Source organism: Enterococcus dispar ATCC 51266 (genome assembly GCF_000406945.1).
Classification (GTDB): Bacteria; Bacillota; Bacilli; order Lactobacillales; family Enterococcaceae; genus Enterococcus_C; species Enterococcus_C dispar.
This window is the reverse complement of record NZ_KE136354.1, coordinates 1105840-1128499: the sequence shown is the minus strand read 5'-3', so window position 1 is coordinate 1128499 and position 22660 is coordinate 1105840. Positions and strand designations below refer to the sequence as shown.

General features: G+C 39.2%; 25 protein-coding genes. 23 read left to right on the top strand and 2 right to left on the bottom strand.

Annotation, left to right across the window (positions count from 1 at the left end):
- Positions 1–28 precede the first annotated feature (28 nt).
- From RK01_RS05500 to RK01_RS05415, 18 genes are all read left to right on the top strand, one after another.
- Complete coding sequence (locus RK01_RS05500) at positions 29–1162, top strand: phage portal protein (RefSeq protein ID WP_071859384.1); 1134 nt, start codon at positions 29–31, stop codon at positions 1160–1162.
- Positions 1155–1703 carry an HK97 family phage prohead protease gene (locus RK01_RS05495; protein WP_016172291.1) on the top strand — a complete coding sequence of 183 codons (549 nt, stop codon included), beginning with the start codon at positions 1155–1157 and terminating at the stop codon, positions 1701–1703. Before RK01_RS05500 ends, RK01_RS05495 begins: the two co-directional genes overlap by 8 nt.
- 1 nt (position 1704) lies before the next feature.
- Complete coding sequence (locus RK01_RS05490; protein WP_016172290.1) at positions 1705–2970, top strand: phage major capsid protein; 1266 nt, start codon at positions 1705–1707, stop codon at positions 2968–2970.
- Positions 2971–2994: 24 nt separating this feature from the next.
- A complete protein-coding gene (locus tag RK01_RS05485; RefSeq protein WP_016172289.1) occupies positions 2995–3345 on the top strand; it encodes a phage head-tail connector protein in 351 nt (116 codons plus the stop codon).
- A complete protein-coding gene (locus RK01_RS05480) occupies positions 3335–3640 on the top strand; it encodes a DUF7253 family protein (protein WP_016172288.1) in 306 nt (101 codons plus the stop codon). The genes RK01_RS05485 and RK01_RS05480 overlap by 11 nt, the downstream gene beginning before the upstream one ends.
- The gene (locus tag RK01_RS05475) at positions 3640–3990 is read left to right on the top strand and encodes a hypothetical protein (protein WP_016172287.1); all 351 of its coding nucleotides are present in this window, start codon (positions 3640–3642) and stop codon (positions 3988–3990) included. Before RK01_RS05480 ends, RK01_RS05475 begins: the two co-directional genes overlap by 1 nt.
- Positions 3990–4343 (top strand): HK97 gp10 family phage protein, encoded by a 354-nt coding sequence (locus tag RK01_RS05470; protein ID WP_016172286.1) that lies wholly within the window; start codon positions 3990–3992, stop codon positions 4341–4343. The genes RK01_RS05475 and RK01_RS05470 overlap by 1 nt, the downstream gene beginning before the upstream one ends.
- A gap of 12 nt (positions 4344–4355) precedes the next feature.
- The gene (locus tag RK01_RS05465; protein WP_016172285.1) at positions 4356–4985 is read left to right on the top strand and encodes a major tail protein; all 630 of its coding nucleotides are present in this window, start codon (positions 4356–4358) and stop codon (positions 4983–4985) included.
- A 3-nt stretch (positions 4986–4988) separates the two neighbouring features.
- The gene (locus RK01_RS05460) at positions 4989–5495 is read left to right on the top strand and encodes a hypothetical protein (RefSeq protein ID WP_016172284.1); all 507 of its coding nucleotides are present in this window, start codon (positions 4989–4991) and stop codon (positions 5493–5495) included.
- Between the two features lie 184 nt (positions 5496–5679).
- Positions 5680–8304 (top strand): phage tail tape measure protein, encoded by a 2625-nt coding sequence (locus tag RK01_RS05455; protein WP_016172283.1) that lies wholly within the window; start codon positions 5680–5682, stop codon positions 8302–8304.
- On the top strand, positions 8301–9188 hold the full coding sequence (locus RK01_RS05450; RefSeq protein ID WP_016172282.1) for a phage distal tail protein domain-containing protein: 888 nt from the start codon (positions 8301–8303) through the stop codon (positions 9186–9188). Before RK01_RS05455 ends, RK01_RS05450 begins: the two co-directional genes overlap by 4 nt.
- The gene (locus RK01_RS05445; protein WP_016172281.1) at positions 9188–10228 is read left to right on the top strand and encodes a hypothetical protein; all 1041 of its coding nucleotides are present in this window, start codon (positions 9188–9190) and stop codon (positions 10226–10228) included. The genes RK01_RS05450 and RK01_RS05445 overlap by 1 nt, the downstream gene beginning before the upstream one ends.
- A gap of 11 nt (positions 10229–10239) precedes the next feature.
- Entirely contained in the window at positions 10240–11043 is an 804-nt protein-coding gene (locus RK01_RS05440; protein ID WP_016172280.1) for a hypothetical protein, read from the top strand.
- Positions 11044–11115: 72 nt separating this feature from the next.
- Complete coding sequence (locus RK01_RS05435) at positions 11116–11409, top strand: hypothetical protein (RefSeq protein ID WP_016172279.1); 294 nt, start codon at positions 11116–11118, stop codon at positions 11407–11409.
- 2 nt (positions 11410–11411) lie between these two features.
- On the top strand, positions 11412–11627 hold the full coding sequence (locus RK01_RS05430; protein ID WP_016172278.1) for a phage holin: 216 nt from the start codon (positions 11412–11414) through the stop codon (positions 11625–11627).
- 1 nt (position 11628) lies between these two features.
- Positions 11629–12657, top strand: a complete 1029-nt coding sequence (locus RK01_RS05425; RefSeq protein WP_016172277.1) for an N-acetylmuramoyl-L-alanine amidase — start codon at positions 11629–11631, stop codon at positions 12655–12657.
- A gap of 157 nt (positions 12658–12814) precedes the next feature.
- On the top strand, positions 12815–13510 hold the full coding sequence (locus tag RK01_RS05420; RefSeq protein ID WP_016172276.1) for a DUF3800 domain-containing protein: 696 nt from the start codon (positions 12815–12817) through the stop codon (positions 13508–13510).
- 393 nt (positions 13511–13903) lie between these two features.
- Positions 13904–14590, top strand: a complete 687-nt coding sequence (locus RK01_RS05415) for a hypothetical protein (protein WP_016172275.1) — start codon at positions 13904–13906, stop codon at positions 14588–14590.
- A 354-nt stretch (positions 14591–14944) separates the two neighbouring features.
- On the opposite strand, the gene RK01_RS05410 is transcribed toward RK01_RS05415, so the two are convergent.
- Positions 14945–15199 (bottom strand): hypothetical protein, encoded by a 255-nt coding sequence (locus RK01_RS05410; protein ID WP_211212128.1) that lies wholly within the window; start codon positions 15197–15199, stop codon positions 14945–14947.
- Positions 15200–15201: 2 nt separating this feature from the next.
- Positions 15202–15564, bottom strand: a complete 363-nt coding sequence (locus tag RK01_RS05405; RefSeq protein ID WP_016172273.1) for a hypothetical protein — start codon at positions 15562–15564, stop codon at positions 15202–15204.
- A 700-nt stretch (positions 15565–16264) separates the two neighbouring features.
- Here RK01_RS05405 and RK01_RS05400 point away from each other — a divergent pair.
- The 5 genes from RK01_RS05400 to ilvC all read left to right on the top strand — a co-directional run bounded on the left by RK01_RS05400 (position 16265) and on the right by ilvC (position 22646).
- Entirely contained in the window at positions 16265–16879 is a 615-nt protein-coding gene (locus RK01_RS05400; protein WP_016172271.1) for a C39 family peptidase, read from the top strand.
- 839 nt (positions 16880–17718) lie between these two features.
- Positions 17719–19407 carry a dihydroxy-acid dehydratase gene (ilvD, locus tag RK01_RS05390; RefSeq protein WP_016172270.1) on the top strand — a complete coding sequence of 563 codons (1689 nt, stop codon included), beginning with the start codon at positions 17719–17721 and terminating at the stop codon, positions 19405–19407.
- A gap of 5 nt (positions 19408–19412) precedes the next feature.
- Positions 19413–21122 (top strand): biosynthetic-type acetolactate synthase large subunit, encoded by a 1710-nt coding sequence (gene ilvB / locus RK01_RS05385; RefSeq protein ID WP_016172269.1) that lies wholly within the window; start codon positions 19413–19415, stop codon positions 21120–21122.
- 1 nt (position 21123) lies between these two features.
- Positions 21124–21600 (top strand): acetolactate synthase small subunit, encoded by a 477-nt coding sequence (gene ilvN / locus RK01_RS05380; RefSeq protein WP_016172268.1) that lies wholly within the window; start codon positions 21124–21126, stop codon positions 21598–21600.
- 50 nt (positions 21601–21650) lie between these two features.
- Positions 21651–22646 (top strand): ketol-acid reductoisomerase, encoded by a 996-nt coding sequence (gene ilvC, locus RK01_RS05375; RefSeq protein ID WP_016172267.1) that lies wholly within the window; start codon positions 21651–21653, stop codon positions 22644–22646.
- The last annotated feature ends 14 nt before the right edge of the window (positions 22647–22660 follow it).

Here is a 22660-nt window from a genome sequence, read left to right as displayed (position 1 = left end):
TATTATGCCTTGAGAAAGGGGTGAGGGAATGGGATTAATCGACAGGATCAAGAGTTGGTTTCCGTCAAAAAAGAATAGTCGATCCGATTCTAATCAACGGCGTAGTAGCCGGCTTTATTGGCAGAAAAACTCGATCTATTTAGACAACATTTACAACAAAATCGCAACAGACGTAGCGATGGCAAAGTTTAAGCACGTCAAAATCACGAGGATCAAAGATAAGCCTGATCAGATGGAATGGCTCCAATTTTCCAACCTTTCGAACGTTTTGACGTATAGCCCGAATGAGCTAGACACACCAATCGTATTTTGGTCGAACGTTGTCAGAAAAATGCTACAGGATCAGTACGTGGTAGTCGTACCTTTTTACGAAAACGGCGAACTGGCAGAGTTAGAGATCGCCGATTCGGCAGTGATCAACAATGCAACCGTCACGCTATATATCAACTCGGAAAGATATGTGTTGCCAATCGGCAATGTGTGGATTTTTGAAAATCCGAAACAGAACCTTAGCGTCCAATTAAACCAAGTTACTACATTGATCGACGACGCACTACGAGCGCTCTCATACAAAGTCAATGAAAAACCGTCAACGCTGAGAGGTTTCTTGAAGTTACCTACTAAAGCCGAAGACGGCGAGTTGAAGAAAAAAGCACAGGATCGCGTTAAAAATATCATGGAAACAGCGGCAGACGGTGAAATCGGCTATTTGCAAAAAGATGAAGAATTTCAGGAGCTAAACAATACGTATGGTACAGCTTCGAAAGAAGAAATGGAGTTTTTGAAGCAACAGCTTTACAACTCGTTTGGTATCAATGAGGACTTGTTTACTTGTGACTACAATGAAGACCAGTATCGAGCCTACTACCAATCGGTTTTGAAGCTGTACATCCGCGTGATCGCAGAAGAAATCAATCGGAAATATTTTACGAAAACAGCCCGCACGCAAGGACAGAAACTGCTGTTTTATGTGGATCTGTTTGATATTGCGAGCTTGAAAGATTTGAACGAGTTTGCCTTCAAGCAAAAATACTCCGGCAATATGAACAGCAATGAAATTCGCGAAATCTTTGGCTACGGTGCTTACGAAGGCGGCGAAATTTTTGAAACGAACAAAAACGCTGTGCAGATCGGAATTGGAGGGGGTGAGGAAGTTGAATAATGAACGGATAAAAGAATTTGTCGTCAAAGCTTCAGCTGATGAAGCATTTACATTCGAAGGCTATCTATCTACATTTGGCAATGCTGACCGCGTTGGGGATGTGATCGAACATGGTGCGTTTGACGACAGTTTGAAAAAGAAAGCTGTCGTGCCGATGCTGTTTAATCACGATCGCAATTCGATCATCGGGAAAATGGAGCTATCTGTTAACTCCGTTGGTCTGTATGTCACGGCATACCTTGCCGAAAATATCCAAAAAGCGCAAGAAGTGTACGAGCTGTTAAAATTCGGCGCGTTGGATTCTATGTCGATCGGTATGCGCGCGAATGAGTATGAGCCGATAGACAAAGCTGATCCGTGGGGCGCTTGGCTGATTAAGTCGGCAGAGGTTCTGGAGGGGTCTGTTGTCACGATTCCAGCAAACGATCAAGCAGTCGTCACAAGTGTAAAAGATGATACCGAAGACGTAATCAAGGCATTAAAGCGGGAAAATCTCGCTCTACGCAAAGAAAACTTAAAACTGAAATATGGAGGGAACTAATATGAATTTTGTTCAAAAATTGGAAAACTTAGCAAAACTAAAAGAATTGCTGGCGGGTAAGAAGAAACAGCTTGGATCAATCAGCAAATCAATTGATGCTGCGAGCGAGGAAGAAGTAAAAGAGCTTGAGAAAAAACTCTCTGTTACTAAATCTGAAATCGAAGAAACTGAAAAAAATATCAGCGATCTGCAAAAAGAAATCGACGCAGACGAAGCGGCATTGAAAACGGTCGCTGAGGGGATCAAACAAAACAAAAAGAAAGAGGGTACTCAAATGAACGATTACTTAAAAACGAAACAAGCGGCTATCGACTACGCAACGTTGATGGCAGACGCAGGCAGCGCTAAAGAATTTAAGAAAGCTTGGGAAGCGAAATTAGTCGAAAAACAAGCGGCAGGTTTGGCGACGATCATGCCTAAACCAATTCTATTAGCAATCAGCGAAGCGTTTGAAGATTATGATGGGATCTTGAATCACGTATCAAAAGATCCGCGTTACGCTGCACGTTTCGTGTTACAAAAAATCAAAAACTTTGGTAAAGGGCACACTGCTGGAAAAGCCAAGAAAAATGCTGAATTCGCGTTCGAAGAATTGGTTATCAACTCTGCGACTGTATACACCAAATACGCGTTTGACTATGCAGATCTGAAAAAAGATACGAACGGTACTTACTTTAACTATGCAATGAAAGAATTGGCAAAAGCGTTTATCCGCGCAGTTGAACGCGCAGTAGTCATTGGCGACGGTCTTGCAGCGGACGATGATGACAAGATCACAGAAATTAAATCAATCGCCGAAGAAACCAAAGCCGATTTGTTTGATACACAAGAGATCGATACAACTGCTACTAGCTTCACAGATGCGCAATTAGAAGCTTTGGTGTCCGGTACCGATAAACTGTTAGCTTCCGGAACGCCAGTCTTAGTTACTACTAAAGCAATCGCTCGGAAGTTGAAACTAGCTAAAGATGCTGACGGCAAGTACACAGATCCACAACCATTTGCGCCAATTTCAAACACTGGCAACAGTATTCAAGGATTCACTGTTTACTGCTACGACTGGATGGAAACTGCTACGAACCCAATCATTGGTTTAGCAAGCGGCGCGTATACGCTGATTGGTGACCAAGTTTCTGCGGATCGTTTCGACGAATACGACGTGACGATCAACCGCCGAGACATCGAGCTTGCTAGCGTTATGGGCGGACGTTTATCAGCCTACAAAGCGGCTGTTAAATTTACAACTCCAACAGGTGCAGGAGCTTAATCAGCCCAGATTGAGGGGTGACACATGAAAATTTTAGACGAACTGAAAACGCTATTAGAAGTTGACGTTGAAGAGACGATCTTTGATAGTCAGCTTCTTTTGTATGTAAATTCCGGAATCGGGTATCTCGCTAATAACGGGATACCTGTTTCTCGAATCGATGAAAATGCTACGAAAGAAAGTTTTGTGTTCATGGCCGAATCTGACTATGCCGTATTGCTCTCATGGCTGCATTTGTATTGTTTGCAACGATTTGACCGCACACTGATGACACAAGGCAGTCAGACAACACTCAATTGGATCGATTCTGAAATGACGAATCTGCTGTATCAACTAAAAGTCAAATACGACAGGAGTGATCTGAATGAAGTCTAGTCGGACTGCTATCACGATCGCTTACAATCGGCGCGTTGAGGTCGAAGCTGGTGTGTGGGAGAACGAGTTAGTCGAAAACAAAGTGAAGGCTGAGCAACAAGCAATCTATCAATCAAGACGAGATCGTGCGTTGGCAGATAAACAGACACTGACCGCACGTTTTTCTGTGAGAAGTCACTTGATCACGACTGAATTAGACTATGTCGTCTGGAAAGGTCGGAAATACAAAGTCAATCAAGCAATCGAAAACACAGACGATCACTTTACCATTATCGAGATTGGGGAGTTGATCTAATGGCGAAGAAATTTTACACAAGAGCCGAATTGCAAACGATTTTAGCAACTAATCCGCTCAAAGCGGAAGTTAGCTACAAAGACCGACAGGACACCGCAAGCCCAGAGAATTTTATCATTTACTACCCTGATCGCCCAAGTAGTCAAACAACGGCTGATGATAAGATCCACATGCGAAAAATTCTAGTCACAGTCGTTCATTTTCACAAGAAGAAACTCGATTCAATCAGTGAGTTGATGGCAGAGACATTTAATTCCGTTCCGCTTGCAGGCAACAGCTCAAAACAGCCGGAAACGGACTATTGGGCGGACTATTACGAGTTTGAATGCTGGACGAAGGGAGCTTGGTGATGGGAAAAGTAGATGTAGAAATATTTAAACTTGAGGTCGATCTCCAAGCAGAAGTCCGAAAAGTCTTACCACAAATCGGCGAGTTTACCGCCAAAGAGATCAGTTGGAACGCACCTGTGGGCTATACCGAGCAGTATGCGGACGGTTGGACGGAAACGCTGACTGATGGTGGAAAGTCCGTCACAGTCTATAACAGCGGTAGACATAAGTCGCTCACTCACTTGCTAGAAAAAGGGCATTTGGATAAAAGCGGTAAGTGGGTACCGGCGCAACCGCATATCCGGCCGGCTTACAATGTTGCGAAAAAGCGATATTTAGAAATGCTGAAAGAAATCAAATTAACACCAAAATAGGAGGAATTAACTATGGCAAGACCAGCTTACGAAACACGCGAAGTCACGCACGGAAATGCGTTTGGCGCATTTGCAAGCATTACGAAAAACGCAGAAGGACAGGTGGAATTTGGGACACCTGCGATTTTCACCGGATTGCGCGGCAATAACTTCGAAACGACGCAAGAATCCAATCCTTATTACGCGGACAACGTGGAACATGTCCGTTTAAGCGGTGCTGAAACCACAGAAGGATCTATCACAGTTTATCAGTTTCCGGAAAGTTTCGTCATAAATCATTTAGGCAAGAAAAAAGCCGCAAACGGTATGCTGACGAATACGGGCACGAAGAAAAACTTTGTTTGGCAGTATATCGAAACGATCACAGATGAATTTGGCGAAGAATACGAAGAATTACACATTTTCTACAACGTCAAAGCGTCTAATCCAACATCGGAATCACAAACCGATGAGGACAGTGCAGAACCAAAAGAATTCGAAATTCCTGTGACGGCTAGTCCGAATCCGGCGGTGTTAGATGCTGATGATAAACCAGTTACTGAAGCTGTGATCAGAAAAACGGAAGCTAATGCGGCTTTGTTCGAATTAGCGTACACTGAGGTGATTCTACCGACAACGCAAATTCCGACTGGAGGTATTTAATAGATGTTAAAAAAAGACGTAACTTATGATGATATTGAATTTGTCAAAAATGAAAAGAGCGGACTTGAAGAACCGCAAGAAGTTTCGAAAACACACACACTTCGCTTTTTATATACGCTAAAAACGATCAAGCTGTATGAGCAAGTTTCCGGTCGTGATTTTTTTGACGAGTACAACAAAGCCTTTAATCGGCTGACTTCGTATTTGTTCGAATCGGGAATAAATTTTGAAAAAATCAATGCGATTTCGGAAGAGGAAGCAATCAAACTGTTGCCAATGCTGACAGATCCATTGATTAATCGCTTTTTGATGGATTTTATTCCGTGTTTTTATGCCGAAGTCAACAACGGAGTGTTGGTACAGAGTGAAGGAACGATCGAAACGGCGAGAGATTCGCTTTGGCTAATGTCACTGGTCAACGTAGAATTCTTCTTGAATATTTTCAACGAGATCTCTTCCAAAGATTTCTCAAAACGCAAAACAACAAGTAAAAAATCAAAAAAAAGCTGACCTCGGTTGAAATATACCGAGGTACTTTCTTGTCCAAAATCGATGTGTTTTGGGCGGAGCAACAGGATTTAAACTACTTACTACGGCTAATCGAGGAAATTAACCGCGACGAAGACACGAAACAGGAGAAAGCGTCTAACTCGCAAATCATTTCAGCGATGGTGCCTGGATAGGAGGGGGAAAAGTGGCACAAGAATTTGTCGGTTTGACAGTAAAATTTGGAGCAAACACAGTAGAGTTTGACAACTCGGTAAAAGGCATCAATTCGGCTCTTTCCCTGCTTAAAAAAGACCTCCAATCGATCAATCAGCAACTCAAGCTAGATCCGAATAATGTGGACTTGATCAATCGGAAAATGCAGAATTTCCAACAGCAAATGGATCTTGGGCGTAAGAAAGTCGAAGAACTCCGTAAAGAACAGGCAGCGCTTGGCGATGAGAAAATCGGCACAGCGGAATGGCAGAAACTTGAATCGGAGATACAGAAAACAGAAGCGCAGATGCAAGTGGTCCAACGTGCAATTGATAACACGCAGAGCAAACTAAAGGCACTAACACCGGGCAATATTGAATACGTCAATCGGCAGTTAGATGTCATGTCTGACAAGTTGGATAAAGCCGCGGCTAAAGTCGGCAAAGTGAAAGATGGTTTCGAAAAAGCCGGAAATGCCGCTGCTCCCTTTTCTGCAGCGGCAGCTGGAGGTTTGATCGCTGGGGCAAAAGCGGCTGGTGATCTGCAAGAGCAAGTCTCAAAAACGAAAGCCGTATTTAAAGACAATGCTGGCGAGATGGATAAATTCGCAGAGGCATCAATTGATAATATCAATATGTCCGAAAATACAGCAAGAACACTAATGAACACATATGGTGGCATGGGAGCAGGCTTGGGGGTAGCAAAAAAAGACAATGCAGAATTTGCTAAGCAAATAACCTCAATGACTGCTGACATGTCTGCATTTAATGATGTTAGTACAGAAAGAGCTCAAACTGCTCTTAAAGGTATTTATACCGGAGAATCAGAAAGCCTTAAAGAAATGTCAATAGTGATGACTCAAAACGTTCTTGACCAGTACGCTCTTTCAAAAGGATACGGTAAGAGTACCAAAGAAATGAGCGAAGCAGAAAAGGTAGCTTTAAGATACAACTATGTGATGGAAAAGATGGGAGAGCAAGGCGCACTAGGAGCAGCCAAACGTGAACAGGATTCCTTTAACGGACAACTTCGACTGTTTAAAGAACAGATCCTCGAAATAGCAAAGAATATCGGAAACGTCTTAATGCCTGCGTTGGAACCATTCTTGAAGAAATTAAATACGTTTACTGAAAAACTCCGTAAACTCAGTCCGGAAGAGCTTGAAAAAGTTGTGAAAGGCATGGTTGTACTAGCGGCAGTCGCGCCAACGCTCTTGGGTGTCGCCAAGATACTCGGCGTGGTGCAAGGTGCATTGGGAGCTATGTCCAAAGCAATGCTATTCTTGAAAGATACCAAGTTTGCCGGTTTGATCGCTAAAGCGTTTGGCGGAATTTCAGGTGGTGTGATCCTTGGTATCGTTGCTGCAATCGTGGCAGTCGTTGTTGCGCTCAAACAGCTATGGGATCGGTCGGAAGGCTTTCGGAAAGCAATGACGGATATTTGGAACAACATCAAAGAAAATGTCATGAATGCGATCAATAATATCACAGGCGGAAAAGGGTTCGCGGGAATCCAAGCGGCTTGGCAAAAAGTTTGGGCGTATATTGAGCCAGCGTGGCTGTTATTCCAAGAAATCGTCGGTGTTGCCGCAGTTGTTATCGGATCGGCAGTAGAAAGTATCACGAAAATTTTTGAGGGTCTGTCAAATATCATCGCTGGTGCATTTTCTGGAAACAGCGAACAGGTCAAAAAAGGGTTTGATCAGATCGTTCAAGCTATCGTCGGTTTTAAAGACAGAGTGTTTTCATATATATCGGGCATCGACTGGGGGAGTTTAGCTAAAACCGCGATTACTAAGGTTGTTGCCGGTTTGAAAACTTTAGGTTCCTTCCTGTGGGACGCTTTTAAAGTGTTGTTTAATACAGCGATTAACTTCATTAAAACAATCGACTGGGGCGCTGTGGGCTCATGGGTGTTGAGGACGATCACAACCGGCTTAAAAGCTCTTGGATCGTTTCTGTGGAATACAGTCCAAACACTGTTTAAAACAGCAATGAATCTTATTAAATCAATCGACTGGTATAATGTCGGATCAACACTGATAAAACTGATTATCAATGCGATTAGTGCAATCGGTGGGATGGTTTGGAACGTACTAAAATCTATTTTCACTACTGCCAAAAACAACTCTACCGGATCGATTGATTGGGCAAGTATTGGTTCGAAGATCATTCGGATGATTGGCCAAGCAATAAGTACCATTGGCGGAGCGATTTGGAATGCGCTGCGCGGTGCATTTGATACGGCAGTATCAAAAGCAAAAAATGTCGATTGGGGAAGCGTTGGTCGTTCAATCGTGAATGGAATCGTTTCGGGGATTACGGGTCTCGGCGATGCGATTTATGACAAAATATCTTCTGCGTTTAATTCGGCGAAGTCTTGGGTTGCGGACAAATGGAACGCGCTGAAAAATCAAGGCAGCTTCAGCTTTAGCGGGAAAGTTGTCAATTCAAAAGGTCAATCAATTATGATGGCAGCGCCGCAAATGGCTTTGGTAGCTGCAAGCCCAGCCAGTGCCGGAACGAATTTGAGTATCACTGTTAATACAAAAGGTAGTGGCGCGAAAGAAATCGCAAATGAAGTAGAAAAAATAATCGTTAGGAGGATTCAATCGTGATACGTCAAATTCGGCTTTATAACTCAAAAAACGACATGATCGACTTCCTAAACAACCTAGACTTTTTCGGAATCAGTCCGGAGGGTCTAGGTGTTTCTTTTGACAATGACTTGTATGGATCAAATGCCAACTTTTTATCAGGCGGAAAAGCCTTGAACGGCAATCAATTCGGCTTGCAAGTCCTGTTTGGCGCAGACGGCGGGGATCCTTATCTGCGGTACAACGAATTTATTAAGTTTTTAAATAAACCGCCATACCGTTTGTATTACGAAACGACTGCGGGTGCTTTCTATCGTGACTGTATTCTGAGTGAAATCACTAAATCAGAGCTAAACGAGTATTTTGTCTTGCAGGAAAGCTTTGTTTTGGATTTTACAACGCCGTTTTACAGGTGGGTTCCGAATGAGTACGAGCCAACACCTGACACAGCTGGCGATGGAAAAATCTATCTTGATAATGGCGAAAGCGAGCATTACTATGTCTATCCTTACGTTTATGAATCTGATTACAACGGAAAAAATGGTGTGTTTACGCTCAAAAACGAATCAGTCTACATTGGTGCCAGTGTGGGTTCGCCGATTGAGATTACGATATACGGACCGTGCACGAATCCCTATTGGGAAGTCTTGCTGGGATCAACCGTGGATCAGTCAGATGGCTTTAATCTGACGATTGCGGAAGGCTATCGGTTGGTAGTTTCAAGTGTGGCTAACGAACAGCGAGCGCGTCTGATATCACCAGATGGCACAGTGTCAAATGTCTATCAGCAACAGGATCTCGCGCGTAGCAACTTCGTCACGATTCCGGAAGGGCAGTCACGTTTGATTTTTCATAATGTAGATAAAGTCGAGTTTAGGTATAGAGAGGAGTGGGTGACAGTTTGATGAAACAGCTAAATGTTTGGTTTATCAACCGAAAAGGCGAAATCACACAAGAGCCGACGATCGTTGAAAAATACGATATCAATCGGGATTATATCACTCAAGAAAAAAGTGAATTTACATTGGCTAGTACAGTCCAATTTGAAAAAGGCGATTTTATCTTTGCAAAGTTTTCAGGCGGAGATAAGAACGTCTTTTTTGGTGTGATTGATAGCTATGAGGACAGCAAAATCGTGGCAACAGATATTTACAACCTCGTCAATTTTGAATTTCCAGCAACACGAATCAGTGGGAATAGCTTCGAATCGCATTTCTACAATCTGATCAATCGCTATCTGCTGCAAGATACTACGAAAACAATCGGTATTTTAGATGTAGAGATCCGCACGAATACAAGCCATATCTATCAACCATCTGAACCGCCGACGCCGACAAGCCTCGTCAAATATGCCATCAATGCTTTTAAAAAGTACAACATCATTTGGGAATTTGATAGATTTGAGAATGGACGTATTAAAACATATCTTGAAAATGTCACTGATACTATCCAACTTAAAAATAACGTATATGACTTTGTAAATTGGGAAGTGTCCACAACAGAAGTCGGTAAAAATACCGAAAATATGCTTTTGATCGTCAATAAAAATACGAACAACTCGGAAGGTCCGAACATTCTCGCAACTTACTATTTGACGACGCAAAATGAAGTCACTCAAAATGCCAATGATGCATCTATTTTTAAACCAACAAAAACGAAGGTGTATATCTATGACACTACCGCAACAGACGCACCGAGCTACAGTGATGTGGCAAATAGTGAGCTAAAAGGGAATTACTATAGCCATGAAATTAGTTTTGATATCAAAGACAATTCGGAAATTATTAGTTTCGAGAATTTGCGAATCGGGACTTTGGCCAATATTTACTACAATGAAAAACTGTTTCAATCGGTTCTAACTGGCTATCAGATCACTAGCAACAGTGAATTTGTGGGCTTAAAGTTTGGGCATATTAGAAGTCGATTATCAGAAGTTTTGGAATAGGAGAGTGGAAAATGACGATACAAGGATATCAATTCGACAAAATGAAGGTAACGCCTGAAGCAGATTCGGGTCTTTACAATGCACTAAACTTAAAACGAAACTACGTTGTCAAAAAATATCGTAATCAAATGAATGTTACTTCTTCAGGTTTAAATATCTATATCGATACTGGAAGTGCTATTGTTTGTGGGAGACATATCGAAGTTACCGAACGTGAAGCTTTGACAGCGATGGCAAATACAGAAGGTTTTGTTTGTCTGACTATTGATTTAACAGAAGTAAATAAAGCAACGGGTACTCCAGGCAATCCTGATTATGAAGTTATTAACAATCAAGTTCGACTTGAATTAGTTTCAGAGCTTACTCAACAAGACTTGTTTGGTGATGGGCAAGTATATACATTCCCATTAGCTAAATATGTTGCAAACGGTACAACAGTATCAGTCACAAAAGATATATATTCTTATTCAGATGTAAATGGTGGTGTATTAGTTTTCGATGGTGCTACGTATTTTTTGGACACACATTCATATTCGTTTGATATTAATAAAATGAATCGTGGACTTTTACTTGTTTGGAGTAGATATACACCGGGAACAGGGCCTATGGACTATGGGTATTCTCCTACGTTTATACCTAAAGAAATGATTTCAATGTACAACGGTAAAACATATTACGCTGCTATGCCTGACTCTTCAAAAACTACAAATAAGATTTTTAAAGTGTTTGAAAATCGAGTGAGTGGCGATGCGAATAACATGAATGCTAATTATGATAAAAATCAGTGGGCGTTACGTAAAGTTATTATTTTGTAATAAATTACTGGAAAAGACTACGCAGCTTAATTGCTGCTAGTCTTTTTATTTTGAAGCAAAGAGGGAATGTAAATGGTAAATGTAGGTGAATTAGCAACGTGGGCGGGATGGATTTCTTCCATTTTAGCTCTAATTCTTTTAGTAATCAGACCGGTAATGAGTAGCTTTACAAAAATTACAGAGAATTTAACAAAGATTAGTCATAACTTGGATTTGATTAATAAGGATTTAGAATCGTCTAAAAGTGATCGGCAATCTATCCACGATGAACTAAAAGCTCATGATAGAAGGTTAGATAATCACAGTGAAAAATTAGTAGAACACAGCGCACAAATTAAAACGCTTTTTAATAAAGGAGAGAAATAAGAATGCCAAAATTTAAACTAACTGATGAACAATATGCAGTAATTAAATGGGCTGTTGGACTAGTTATGCCCGGCTTAGGAACGTTATTTGCAGTGATTGGAAAAACGTTAAATTGGCCCTTCACAGAAGATGTGCTGACTATTTGGACTGCTTTTACGGCCTTTTTAGGAATGATTCTTGGAGTGTCTAGTTACCAATATAATAAGGAGGGAAAATAAGATGGCGTTAAAAATTGAAAAACAAATTCGCCAAGGACTTCCACAGGTTGGAATTAAACCGTATGGACAAGTTCATGCTCATTCAACTGGTAATCCTAGCTCGACAGCTCAAAATGAAGCAGACTATCACATGAGACGCCCAATTGAAAGTGGATTTTTTAGTCACGTAGTCGGGAATGGTCGTATTATTCAAACTGCGTCAGTTAATCGTGGTGCTTATGATGTCGGTGGTGGTTGGAATGCTTGGGGATATGCGCAAGTGGAGTTGATTGAGAGTCACAAAACAAAAGCAGAATTCACAAAAGACTACAATCTATATGTAGAACTACTTCGACAATTAGCAAAAGAAGCAAATATTCCGTTAAAAGTTGATGCGGGGAACGTGGGCATTTTGAGTCATGATTATTGCACAAAACATCAACCTAATAATGGTAGCGATCACGTTGACCCATATCCGTATTTAGCTAAGTGGGGAATTAGTCGTGCGCAATTTAAGAAAGATGTTGAGAACGGATTAGGCAGTTCAAGTGGAAGTTCCTCAACAGGTTCTGGCTTGGCTAAGAATCCTAAACCACTTAATGATGGTAAGGTTGGAGATACTGTCAAAGTTTATGATGCACTATATCGCGATTCTACTGGCGCTGGCCGCTCAACCACTAAGCGTGGTAAGCAAGGGCGTATCAAGCGGATTGCTGGCAACAGCAAAAAATACTTAGTCGAAGATTGGGGCTGGGCTCATCCGAATGATTTGCAATTGGTGAAACGAGTGACCGGCGGGGCGGCTACTGTTAAATTGCCTGCAGGTTTTACGAAGGAGGTTGCAACATTTGTCAATGGTGACACCCAAATCACGACACGAACGAATAAACCATCTCTGAAAGGAACAACAGGCAAAGCACTAAAAGCGCATGAAAAAGTGGCGTACCTTGGCTGGAAGGTCTCAGAAGGTTACACATGGATTTACACAAAGGACAAACGTTATATTCCAGTTCGACCTGTCGGAAAGGCTGCGTGGGGAACATTTAAGTAATCAAAGACCCTCTTACTCGCTGAGTAGGAGGGCTTTTTTACGTTCTGCGATTAAATTTTCAAGTGTATTTGTTTTATATTTGGTTTTACTATAATTACATTGAAAAATTATAAAGAGGGATGTAAAATAATTTCAAAAGCAGTTTTAGGAGATAAAGATGAGGATTTTTGCAGATGAGTCTGGATGTATAACCAAGAGTAAATCGCTAGGTACGCGTTTTTTTGTGATAGCATTTCTGGAAACAGACGAACCATATAATGTTATTCGCCAATTTAGAAAAGCTAAAGCAAAGTACATTAGGAATAACAACATTGATTTTGATATAAAAGATGAAATAAAAGGATCAGAAATGCCTTATGGGATGAAAAAATCTATTTTCGAAAGTTTAGCTGAAAAAACTGATGTTAAGTTTCATTTTAAAATAATTGATAATTTTAATATTATTGACAACTTGAGATCAAACACAGCATTAGCTTTTAACTATTTTACCTATCTGACACTAGCCAATATTCATAGAATTTCTACCAGTTCGTCAAAAAATATTTTAAATGTCATGTTAGATGATAGAAATACATCTATTGAATCATTAAATAGTTTAGAAGATTATTTACGAATAAAATTTATGATTGAAACCTCAACAGTCAGTGAACTAAAAACAACTTACAAAGATTCTAAATCAAAGGATTTAATTCAAGTTGTAGATTTATTTGCTAATACAGTATTTAGGATAGCAAGGAATCACGCTCAAGGAAGCAACACTGATGTAAGAAACAGAAGATTGCTTGAAATTTGTAATATAGGCTGCCCGCATTATTTCCCTCGAAAATATTGTAACATCGATATTTGCAAATAATTTTTGCGTTTTTATTGCTTGTAGTTTATTTCTATGCTATGATTTATTTGAAGTTAGATTGTAATTCTTTGAATAGCGCGAAATTATATTATGCGAATAATATATAATCAGTAAGCTGCCTGTGTGGTAGTCGCCTCAAAGTTGTCTACTTCATTGATATAGAATTTAAAGACCCTAGCGAAAGCTAAGGTCTTTTTTGGTCACGTGCTCACACTTGCATAGTATTTTTTATGGTATCGGTTACTGATTTTTTAAACACAACTTTTTTATAATATGTAAGTATACATTAAAATTTAATTATAAATAAACAACGATATTGAAAAATAATAGATAAAACTCTATTATATAAGAGTTGCTATGTCGCTTTTATATATGTAAGGAGAAAATGGAATAATGAAAAAGAAAAAATATGTAATCGGAACACTCATCGTTGTACTAACATTTTTTGGTTTAGCTGGTAAAAATTATGCAGATAGCATTTTAAAATGGGGTGGGGAAGATAATATTTCTACCATCAATAGTAACTTAGACAAGTTGAGTAACTCACTATCAGTCAAGGAACAGAAAATCGCACAATTATCCAATGAATCAACTAGTACACAGAACCAATTAAATCAGTTTCAAAAAGATATTGACGGTTATCGGCAACAGTTAGAGAATTTAAAAAATGAAAATAATCAACTAGCTGGAGAAAAAACTAGTTTAGAATCTCAATTAAATAGTAAAAATGGAGAGTTACAATCTAAACAGCAAGAAATTGCGGACAAATTGAAAGAAATTGATCAAAAAAATCAAGAGATCAATCAGAAAAATCAAGAATGGAATTCTAAACTGCAAGAAGCATTAAATCAAGCGAATGATCTGCGAAATACCATTAATTCACTAAATAACCAAATCAACACATTAAACAGTGAAAAGAATTCTTTACAAGCAGAGCTCGATTCTACTAAACAGCAGTTAGCAAATGCAACTAAAGAAAATTCTGATTTAAAAGCGTATATTGATAAATTAAACAAAGCTAACCAAGATGTAAAAGACATAGCGAACAAGTCCCAACAATTAGTCGACCAACATAAATAAATTAAAAAAGATCTTAGCCTACCTACGCTAAGATCTTTTCTATTGCACATGTAAGCGTTACATTGTATAATAAAACCAATCCAAGAAAATCTTTATTTTCTGCAAGGAGCATTCGAGTAATCGGGAGCTCTTTTTGTGTTAAAATAGTATAATTCTTGTTGCTGAAACCGTTTTATGCTAAACTGACATTCAGAAACTATCCATTTCTACTCCCTTTTAGGGAGGGCAGGCACCCTGGCGATAGGTGCCTGTTTTTTTATTGCGTTGAAACCTAAAAATGATAAACTACTAATTAGAGAGTAGTCCACTCTCGCTTTCTTTTGCCCACTCTTTATCCTACTAGAGAGTGGGTATTTATATTCTCATCATTTCAAACTCCATCATAATCTTCGTCATGCCTACCACTGCATATTTCTTCACAATGAATTGTTTTCTACTATTATATTCACCAGCGACGGCTATCTTAGTTCCTTCTGCTGCGTCAGCTAAAAAGTTTAGCGAATGAGAAGCAATGAGACAATTTGTATCATCTAATTTGAAAAATACTAGGGGACGCTCATTAGACTTCAAAATCTTAACATGTTTAACAGTTCCGTTTAAATGAATCATCATCATTCCTCCAATGCAGACCACTTAGCGACACTCACGAATTCTACGTTGCGGATTTCATCGTAATCAATTTTCTGATCATCAATGTATATTCCCAATTCGTCATATCCTTGCACTTTTCCAACAATATCTCTCTGATATTGTCCTTCTTCGTTCATTTCTTCTTTTTGAATTGCAATACTGCGATCTTTTAATCGAGCTTCATATAGTGTGCGATCTATTTCATCGGACGTCATTAGCTCTTTTTCCGGAACAATAAAATTTGCTTCTGTTTTTTCTTCGGATAGCTGTTTAGTATGTTCAGATAAAAAGAAACCATTCCACTTTAATAATTTGCGATCTTGATAAGGTGGTGGGATACGCATAAAATCACTTCCAAGTTTTTGATGCTTTTATTATACGAACATACGTTTGTTTTGTAAAGCGAACAGAATATAAAGTTAGGGGGCAATAAAGGGGCAATATGTCCGAAATAGTCCAGATTTATGTGGACTACCTACTATTATATATCGCTCAATTAGTCCTGTTTTTATCCGCTTCCATACCAAAGCGGAACGCTTCGAGTTGGTTAATTTAAAAGATGCTGTGAAATAATTGCAGTGAAAAGACCGTTGGGGCTCTAGAGCTCTGACGGTTTTTTGTTTTGAAGCTCAAGGGACTATATCTTTTTTACACAAAATAAAGTTGGTATATAAGGATATTGAGATTTGGTTGTCTAAAAAACCTACAATAATAAGAGTTAAACGAGTTGGTTCAACCTTTCTTATAAAAAAATAGTATTAAAATTGACTCAGTCCGCTTTATTTTAAGAATTAAAAAAGTTTTTTGAGTTCGTCTAGTAAGATCCAACCTTTTGTTTTAGTTTCACTTAAGCTATATCCGTTATTCTGAAGTGGAGTATAAGAGAGAAGAGGAATATTATGGTGACGATAAAAAAGACTTTATTAATTCTAATTGTAGTTTCGGGAACTCTTTTACTTCATACTACTCTTTTAAAAACTGATGAAAAACCAGTCGTTACTTCGATAGATAGTCAAACAAAAAAACGATGTAGATCAAATAGAAGTGAAAGATACAATCCTTGATGTCCCTTTAGAAAATCAATTTGAAGGAGATATCCCATTAGAAAATGGTTGTGAAATAACAGCTCTTTCGATGTTGTTACAATATTATGGGTTTCAAACAAATAAAAATGATTTAGCAGATAAATTGGCCTATGTACCAGTATATGAAGACGAAGAAAATAATATTCATGGCGACCCACAGGAAGGTTTTGTGGGTAATATTTATGAAGGCTATATGGCAATGGGGGCATTTGTGGAGCCAATTGCAGACGTTGCTTCTGAAATTGTTCAAAATGAATATCAAGTTGTTCAGTCTCGTAAGGCTGATTTTGAAGCATTATTACAACAAGTAAAGACGGGGACGCCTGTCTGGATAGTCAGCACGGTAGATTTTGCAGTTCCAAGTGAAGACGATTTTATGCTGTGGCAGACTAAATCTGGTAGTGTATCGGTCACTGCGTTGTGCCATGCAGTAGTTATTACCGGCGTTAGTGAGACAAATGTCTATGTTAATAATCCTTATGGAGAAAAAAACGAAGAGATTAACCGGGATGTTTTAAAAAGTATTTACGAAAAAATGGGCTCTCAATCTCTTTATTTAGTTCAAAAAAATTGAAAGATGTTATTTTAATTGAACGGATGTTGATAAAGTAAAGAATATTTCGAAGATTCTTGATCCGTTGTAATACCTGGGATGGAATTAATGTAAATATTAATTCCATGAAAATGAACCGGAATTTTTTAGGCTTTTCAGGAATCTGACAGTAGCTGGAAGTTGATAACTCAGAATTTTTGAATGGCCAACTCAAAGTAGTATTGTGGGTAATTCGCTCTTCAATCTGTTTGTTCAGATTGGAGAGTCTTTTTTGTTATTCAAAGATATTGTAATAAAAAATTATGACATTGGAAGAGAAAAAATGAACGAGCTATTTGAAAAAATATTCTGGCAAAAAAGTAATCTGAGTCTGAAACGCCCTAAGTGTCTCAATAAAATTGAATTTAAAATACTTTGTAAAATGTCAAATAACGGTATAAATATTAATGGTATTTATTATATATGACAAAGAAGTGTGGTTAGTATAGCATAATTATAGGGAAGGTTTCTTTTTTATGTTTCTTTTACTTCGTTCAGAGGAGTACAATTTTTCGAACATTAAAGAAAGAAAATAAAAAAAATTCTGAAAATTCATTGACATTAACAAGTGAACACGATATATTTAAAAAAATTAATTGAAAATAAGCTACTTTAAGAATAGGAGAATCCTTTATGTGCAAATATGACTTGAACCATGAAAGCGTCATTTTAATTATCAAGTCCAGGACTTAAAACACGGAAGATGAGTAAAAATCCGATTGTTTGAGTCCTATTTGCGTTAGCGAGAGGGATTCTTACAAAAGCATCCCAAAAACTTGGGATGCTTTTTTTCTTAAATGTTAAAAATGGGAGCTGATAAAATGAGAAGTGATCAAATCAAAAAAGGAATTGATGCGGCACCGGCTCGCAGTCTGTTATATGCCACGGGTCAAGTAAAAAATATTCAAGATATGAACAAACCTTTTATTGCGATCTGTAATTCTTATATTGACATTGTTCCAGGTCACGTTCATCTAAAAGAGCTCGCTGAAGTCGCCAAAGAAGCTATTCGAGAAGCGGGTGGTATTCCTTTTGAATTTAATACAATCGGCGTAGACGATGGTATTGCTATGGGCCACATTGGCATGCGTTATTCCTTACCTAGTCGTGAATTAATTGCAGATGCGGCGGAAACAGTAATTAATGCACATTGGTTTGATGGTGTCTTTTATATGCCTAACTGCGACAAAATTACTCCAGGAATGATTATGGCTTCTGTGCGGACGAATGTTCCCTCAATTTTTTGTTCAGGAGGTCCGATGAAAGCTGGTATTGATCCAAAAGGGCACCAAGTAACGCTTTCTACGATGTTTGAGGCAGTCGGAGCATATAAAGACGGCCAAATGTCAGAAGATGATTTCAATTTTTTAGAAAAAAATGCTTGTCCGACTTGTGGTTCTTGCGCGGGAATGTTTACGGCCAATTCAATGAATTGTTTGTTGGAAATTTTAGGATTAGCTTTACCAGGTAATGGGACAGTTTTAGCAGTTTCAAATGAACGCAAAGAACTAGTAAAAAAATCTGCTTATCATTTAATGAAACTTGTGAAAAAACAAATAAAGCCCCGCGATATTGTTACAAAAGATGCGATTGATGACGCGTTTGCATTGGATATGGCAATGGGAGGTTCCACTAATACGGTGTTACATACCTTAGCGATCGCTAATGAAGCCGAGATTGATTACAACCTAGAAGAAGTAAATGCTATTGCTAAACGAGTTCCTTATTTAGCAAAAATTGCCCCATCTTCAGCTTATTCGATGCATGATGTGCACGAAGCTGGTGGCGTTTCGGCCATTATTAATGAATTAGTTCACATTGAAGGTGCCATTCATGCTGAGCGCATAACAGTAACAGGGCGAACAATTAGACAAAATGTTGCCTTGGCAACCATTCAAAACAAAGAAGTTATCCATCCTAAAGAAAATCCATACAGTCCAGTAGGGGGGCTATCTATTTTGTATGGTAATCTTGCACCAGCAGGCGGTGTCATAAAAGTTGGTGGAGTGGATCCAAGTGTGAAGGTCTTTACGGGTAAGGCGATCTGTTTTAATTCTCACGATGAAGCTGTAGCAGCAATTGATGATCATACCGTTCAAAAAGGACATGTAGTCGTGATTCGTTACGAAGGTCCAAAAGGTGGCCCTGGAATGCCTGAAATGTTAGCCCCAACTTCCAGTATTGTGGGTCGGGGTTTAGGAAAAAAAGTTGCATTGATTACCGATGGCCGATTTTCTGGTGCTACTAGAGGAATTGCAGTGGGCCACATTTCACCTGAAGCAGCTAGCGGTGGGCCGTTAGCTTTAATTAAAGATGGTGATGAAATTACGATTGATTTAATAAGAAGAAGAATTGACGTCGCCTTATCAGAAGAAGAAATGGCTTCTCGCCGGGATATGTTATCACCTTTTAAACGGAAAGTTCAAAAAGGGTGGTTAGCCCGTTATTCGGCATTAGTGACCTCAGCACATACTGGCGGTATTATGAAATTACCAGAAGAAATGGAGTGAAATCTATGGCAAGTCCGCAAAAAAATGCAATCGTCGCAGAAAAATTTTCAGGTGCAAAGTTATTATTAGACTGTTTGGCAAAACAAGACGTTGAAATTATTTTTGGTTATCCTGGCGGCGCTGTCTTGCCATTATACGATGCACTTTATCACGCTAATATTCCCAATATTTTGACCCGTCATGAACAAGGTGCAGTTCATGCAGCCCAAGGATATGCCAAATCGACCGGAAAGCCAGGTGTAGTCATTGTTACCAGTGGACCTGGTGCCACCAATGTTGTGACCGGAATTGCGGATGCCATGAGTGATTCCGTACCATTAGTAGTCATTACAGGTCAAGTAGTAACAGAAGGCATCGGCAAAGATGCTTTTCAAGAAGCCGATATTCTTGGGATTACACTACCAATTACAAAAAATAATTATCAAGTTCGTAATGTTCATGATTTGCCCAAAATTTTGAATGAAGCTTTTCATATTGCGACTACTGGAAGAAAAGGACCTGTTGTTATTGATTTACCAAAAGATATGACGGTTTATCAGGCAAGTGTACCACCAGCTCGTGAAATTTGTTTGGAAAGTTACCATCCCAATACGCAACCTTCACCAATCCAAATTAAGCACTTGCTAGAAAAATTAGCTGAAGCAAAACGTCCCGTAATATTAGCCGGCGGCGGTGTAATGGCTGCACAAGCCGCAGCAGAACTTACCGACTTTGCAGAAAAATATCAAATTCCTACTGTTGCAAGTTTATTGGGATTAGGGGTTGTTTCGTCTGATCATGATTTGTTCTTAGGGATGGCTGGTATGCATGGTTCTTATGCCGCCAATATGGCTTTAGTTGATTGTGATTTGCTCATTAACATTGGTTGTCGTTTTTCAGATCGTTTGGCTACCTCACCAACATCTTTTGCTCAAGATACCACGGTCGTGCATGTGGATATTGACCCGGCAGAAATTGGAAAAATTATTCCGACTGCAATTCCAATTGTCGCCGATGCGAAACAAACACTTTTGGCAATGTTAAACAAAGAAATTGTCACAAAAGATACTACAGAATGGCAGGCACTCTGCCAAAAACGTAAACAGGAAAAGCCATTCACATATAATCGCCAGGATAACTCAGAGATTAAACCGCAAAAAGTGATTGAGCTCGTTGGAGATTTAACAAAAGGCAATGCTATTGTGGCAACAGATGTAGGGCAACATCAAATGTGGGTTGCCCAATATTATCCCTTTAAATTTGCTAATCAGTTGATTACAAGTGGTGGGCTAGGAACGATGGGATATGGTATTCCCGCCGGTATTGGTGCCAAATTTGGTAACCCCTCTAAACAAATTGTGGTTTTTGTCGGGGATGGGGGTTTTCAAATGACCAATCAAGAGCTTGCCATTTTAAATGAACATCAATTGGATATCAAATTCATTTTACTTAATAACAGTTCTTTGGGCATGGTAAGACAATGGCAAGAAGTATTCTTTGACAATCGCCGTTCGCAGTCTGTTTTTAAACACTCCCCTGATTTTGTTATGCTGGCAAAGGCTTATGGTATTGAAGCAGATCGGATTTCTAATCCAAAAACAATGGAAGCGGATTTTACCGCGGCTTTCAATAAACCTGGTCCCGGACTAATTGAAGTAATTGTTTCTCCGACAGAACATGTTTTGCCAATGATTCCGCCAGGTAATGCCAATGATCAAATGATAGGAGTGGACTAAAATGAAACGTATGATTACCGCGATGGTCTACAATCAAGTTGGCGTATTAAGCCGTATCAGCAGTGTTTTATATCGTCGGCAAGTAAACATTGAAAGTATTTCAGTCGGCCAAACAGAAGATAAAGAAATTTCACGGATGACTTTTGTTATTAGCGTCACAAACTTAGCTGAGGTTGAGCAAGTAACCAAACAATTGAATAAACAAATTGCAGTAGTAAAAGTTTCTGATATTACCGATGATCCTCATTTAGAACGTGAGTTGGCGTTAGTTAAAGTCAATGCGCCGGCATCTACTCGCACAGAGATTAAAACGATGATTGAACCGTTTCGGGCTGATATTGTGGATGTGGGTTTAAAAACTATTGCCGTTCAAATTGCGGGTTCATCAGAAAAAGTAGATGCTTGTATTGATATCTTACGCCCTTATGGCATTAAAGAAATGGCACGTACTGGTATAACTGGTTTTACTAGAGGTTGATTGCAAGAGATTGCTGTTAATAAAATTTTAATACTTGGAGGGATATGAATATGGTAAAAGTTTATTACGAAAATAGTGTAGAACAAGATGCATTACATGACAAAACGATCACAATTGTAGGTTACGGTTCACAAGGACATGCCCATGCACAAAATCTACGGGATACTGGACATAATGTCATTATTGGTATTCGTGAAGGCAAATCTGCTCAAGCAGCTCGTGAGGATGGTTTCACAGTAAAAACTGTTAAAGATGCGACAAAAGACAGTGATGTTGTCATGATTTTAGCACCAGATGAAATTCAAGGGGAGCTTTATGATAATGAAATTGCCCCCAACCTTAGTGCCGGTAATGCGTTGGCTTTTGCCCATGGTTTTAATATCCATTTTGATGTAATCACGCCTCCTAAAGATATTGATGTCTTTTTAGTAGCGCCAAAAGGACCAGGACACTTAGTACGTCGCACTTTTACAGAAGGTTTTGCGGTTCCTGCGTTGTTTGCAGTTTATCAAGATGCGACTGGTCACGCCCAAGAAATTGCCTTATCTTATGCTAAAGGAATTGGTGCAACGCGAGTTGGTGTTTTAGAGACAACGTTTAAAGAAGAAACAGAAACAGATTTATTTGGGGAACAAGCAGTTTTATGCGGCGGCTTAACTTCGATGATTGAAGCGGGCTTTGAGACGCTAGTGGAAGCTGGTTATCAACCTGAACTCGCTTATTTTGAAGTTTGTCACGAAATGAAATTGATTATTGACTTGATTTATGAAGGCGGGTTTAGTAAGATGCGTCATTCTATTTCCAATACTGCCGAATATGGGGACTATGTTTCTGGCCCGCGGGTTATTACTGCAGAAACCAAAAAACATATGAAAGCAGTTTTAACTGATATTCAAAATGGTAAATTTGCTAAAGGTTTTATTGATGATAATAAAGCTGGTTTTCCTGAATTTAAAAAAATGCGAAAAGAAAATGCAGGACATCAAATTGAAGAAGTTGGCACGCAATTGCGGAAAATGATGCCTTTTGTAACAAAAAAAGATTAGTTTTAGGAGGTGAC

Bases quoted from the DNA above. Each gene is read 5' to 3' on its own strand.
- RK01_RS05500 (WP_071859384.1), top strand. From the start codon at position 29: ATGGGATTAATCGACAGGATCAAGAGTTGGTTTCCGTCAAAAAAGAAT.
- RK01_RS05490 (WP_016172290.1), top strand. From the start codon at position 1,705: ATGAATTTTGTTCAAAAATTGGAAAACTTAGCAAAACTAAAAGAATTG.
- RK01_RS05485 (WP_016172289.1), top strand. From the start codon at position 2,995: ATGAAAATTTTAGACGAACTGAAAACGCTATTAGAAGTTGACGTTGAA.
- RK01_RS05480 (WP_016172288.1), top strand. From the start codon at position 3,335: ATGAAGTCTAGTCGGACTGCTATCACGATCGCTTACAATCGGCGCGTT.
- RK01_RS05475 (WP_016172287.1), top strand. From the start codon at position 3,640: ATGGCGAAGAAATTTTACACAAGAGCCGAATTGCAAACGATTTTAGCA.
- RK01_RS05470 (WP_016172286.1), top strand. From the start codon at position 3,990: ATGGGAAAAGTAGATGTAGAAATATTTAAACTTGAGGTCGATCTCCAA.
- RK01_RS05465 (WP_016172285.1), top strand. From the start codon at position 4,356: ATGGCAAGACCAGCTTACGAAACACGCGAAGTCACGCACGGAAATGCG.
- RK01_RS05460 (WP_016172284.1), top strand. From the start codon at position 4,989: ATGTTAAAAAAAGACGTAACTTATGATGATATTGAATTTGTCAAAAAT.
- RK01_RS05445 (WP_016172281.1), top strand. From the start codon at position 9,188: ATGAAACAGCTAAATGTTTGGTTTATCAACCGAAAAGGCGAAATCACA.
- RK01_RS05440 (WP_016172280.1), top strand. From the start codon at position 10,240: ATGACGATACAAGGATATCAATTCGACAAAATGAAGGTAACGCCTGAA.
- RK01_RS05435 (WP_016172279.1), top strand. From the start codon at position 11,116: ATGGTAAATGTAGGTGAATTAGCAACGTGGGCGGGATGGATTTCTTCC.
- RK01_RS05430 (WP_016172278.1), top strand. From the start codon at position 11,412: ATGCCAAAATTTAAACTAACTGATGAACAATATGCAGTAATTAAATGG.
- RK01_RS05425 (WP_016172277.1), top strand. From the start codon at position 11,629: ATGGCGTTAAAAATTGAAAAACAAATTCGCCAAGGACTTCCACAGGTT.
- RK01_RS05420 (WP_016172276.1), top strand. From the start codon at position 12,815: ATGAGGATTTTTGCAGATGAGTCTGGATGTATAACCAAGAGTAAATCG.
- RK01_RS05415 (WP_016172275.1), top strand. From the start codon at position 13,904: ATGAAAAAGAAAAAATATGTAATCGGAACACTCATCGTTGTACTAACA.
- RK01_RS05410 (WP_211212128.1), bottom strand. From the start codon at position 15,199: ATGATTCATTTAAACGGAACTGTTAAACATGTTAAGATTTTGAAGTCT.
- RK01_RS05405 (WP_016172273.1), bottom strand. From the start codon at position 15,564: ATGCGTATCCCACCACCTTATCAAGATCGCAAATTATTAAAGTGGAAT.
- ilvD (WP_016172270.1), top strand. From the start codon at position 17,719: ATGAGAAGTGATCAAATCAAAAAAGGAATTGATGCGGCACCGGCTCGC.
- ilvB (WP_016172269.1), top strand. From the start codon at position 19,413: ATGGCAAGTCCGCAAAAAAATGCAATCGTCGCAGAAAAATTTTCAGGT.
- ilvN (WP_016172268.1), top strand. From the start codon at position 21,124: ATGAAACGTATGATTACCGCGATGGTCTACAATCAAGTTGGCGTATTA.
- ilvC (WP_016172267.1), top strand. From the start codon at position 21,651: ATGGTAAAAGTTTATTACGAAAATAGTGTAGAACAAGATGCATTACAT.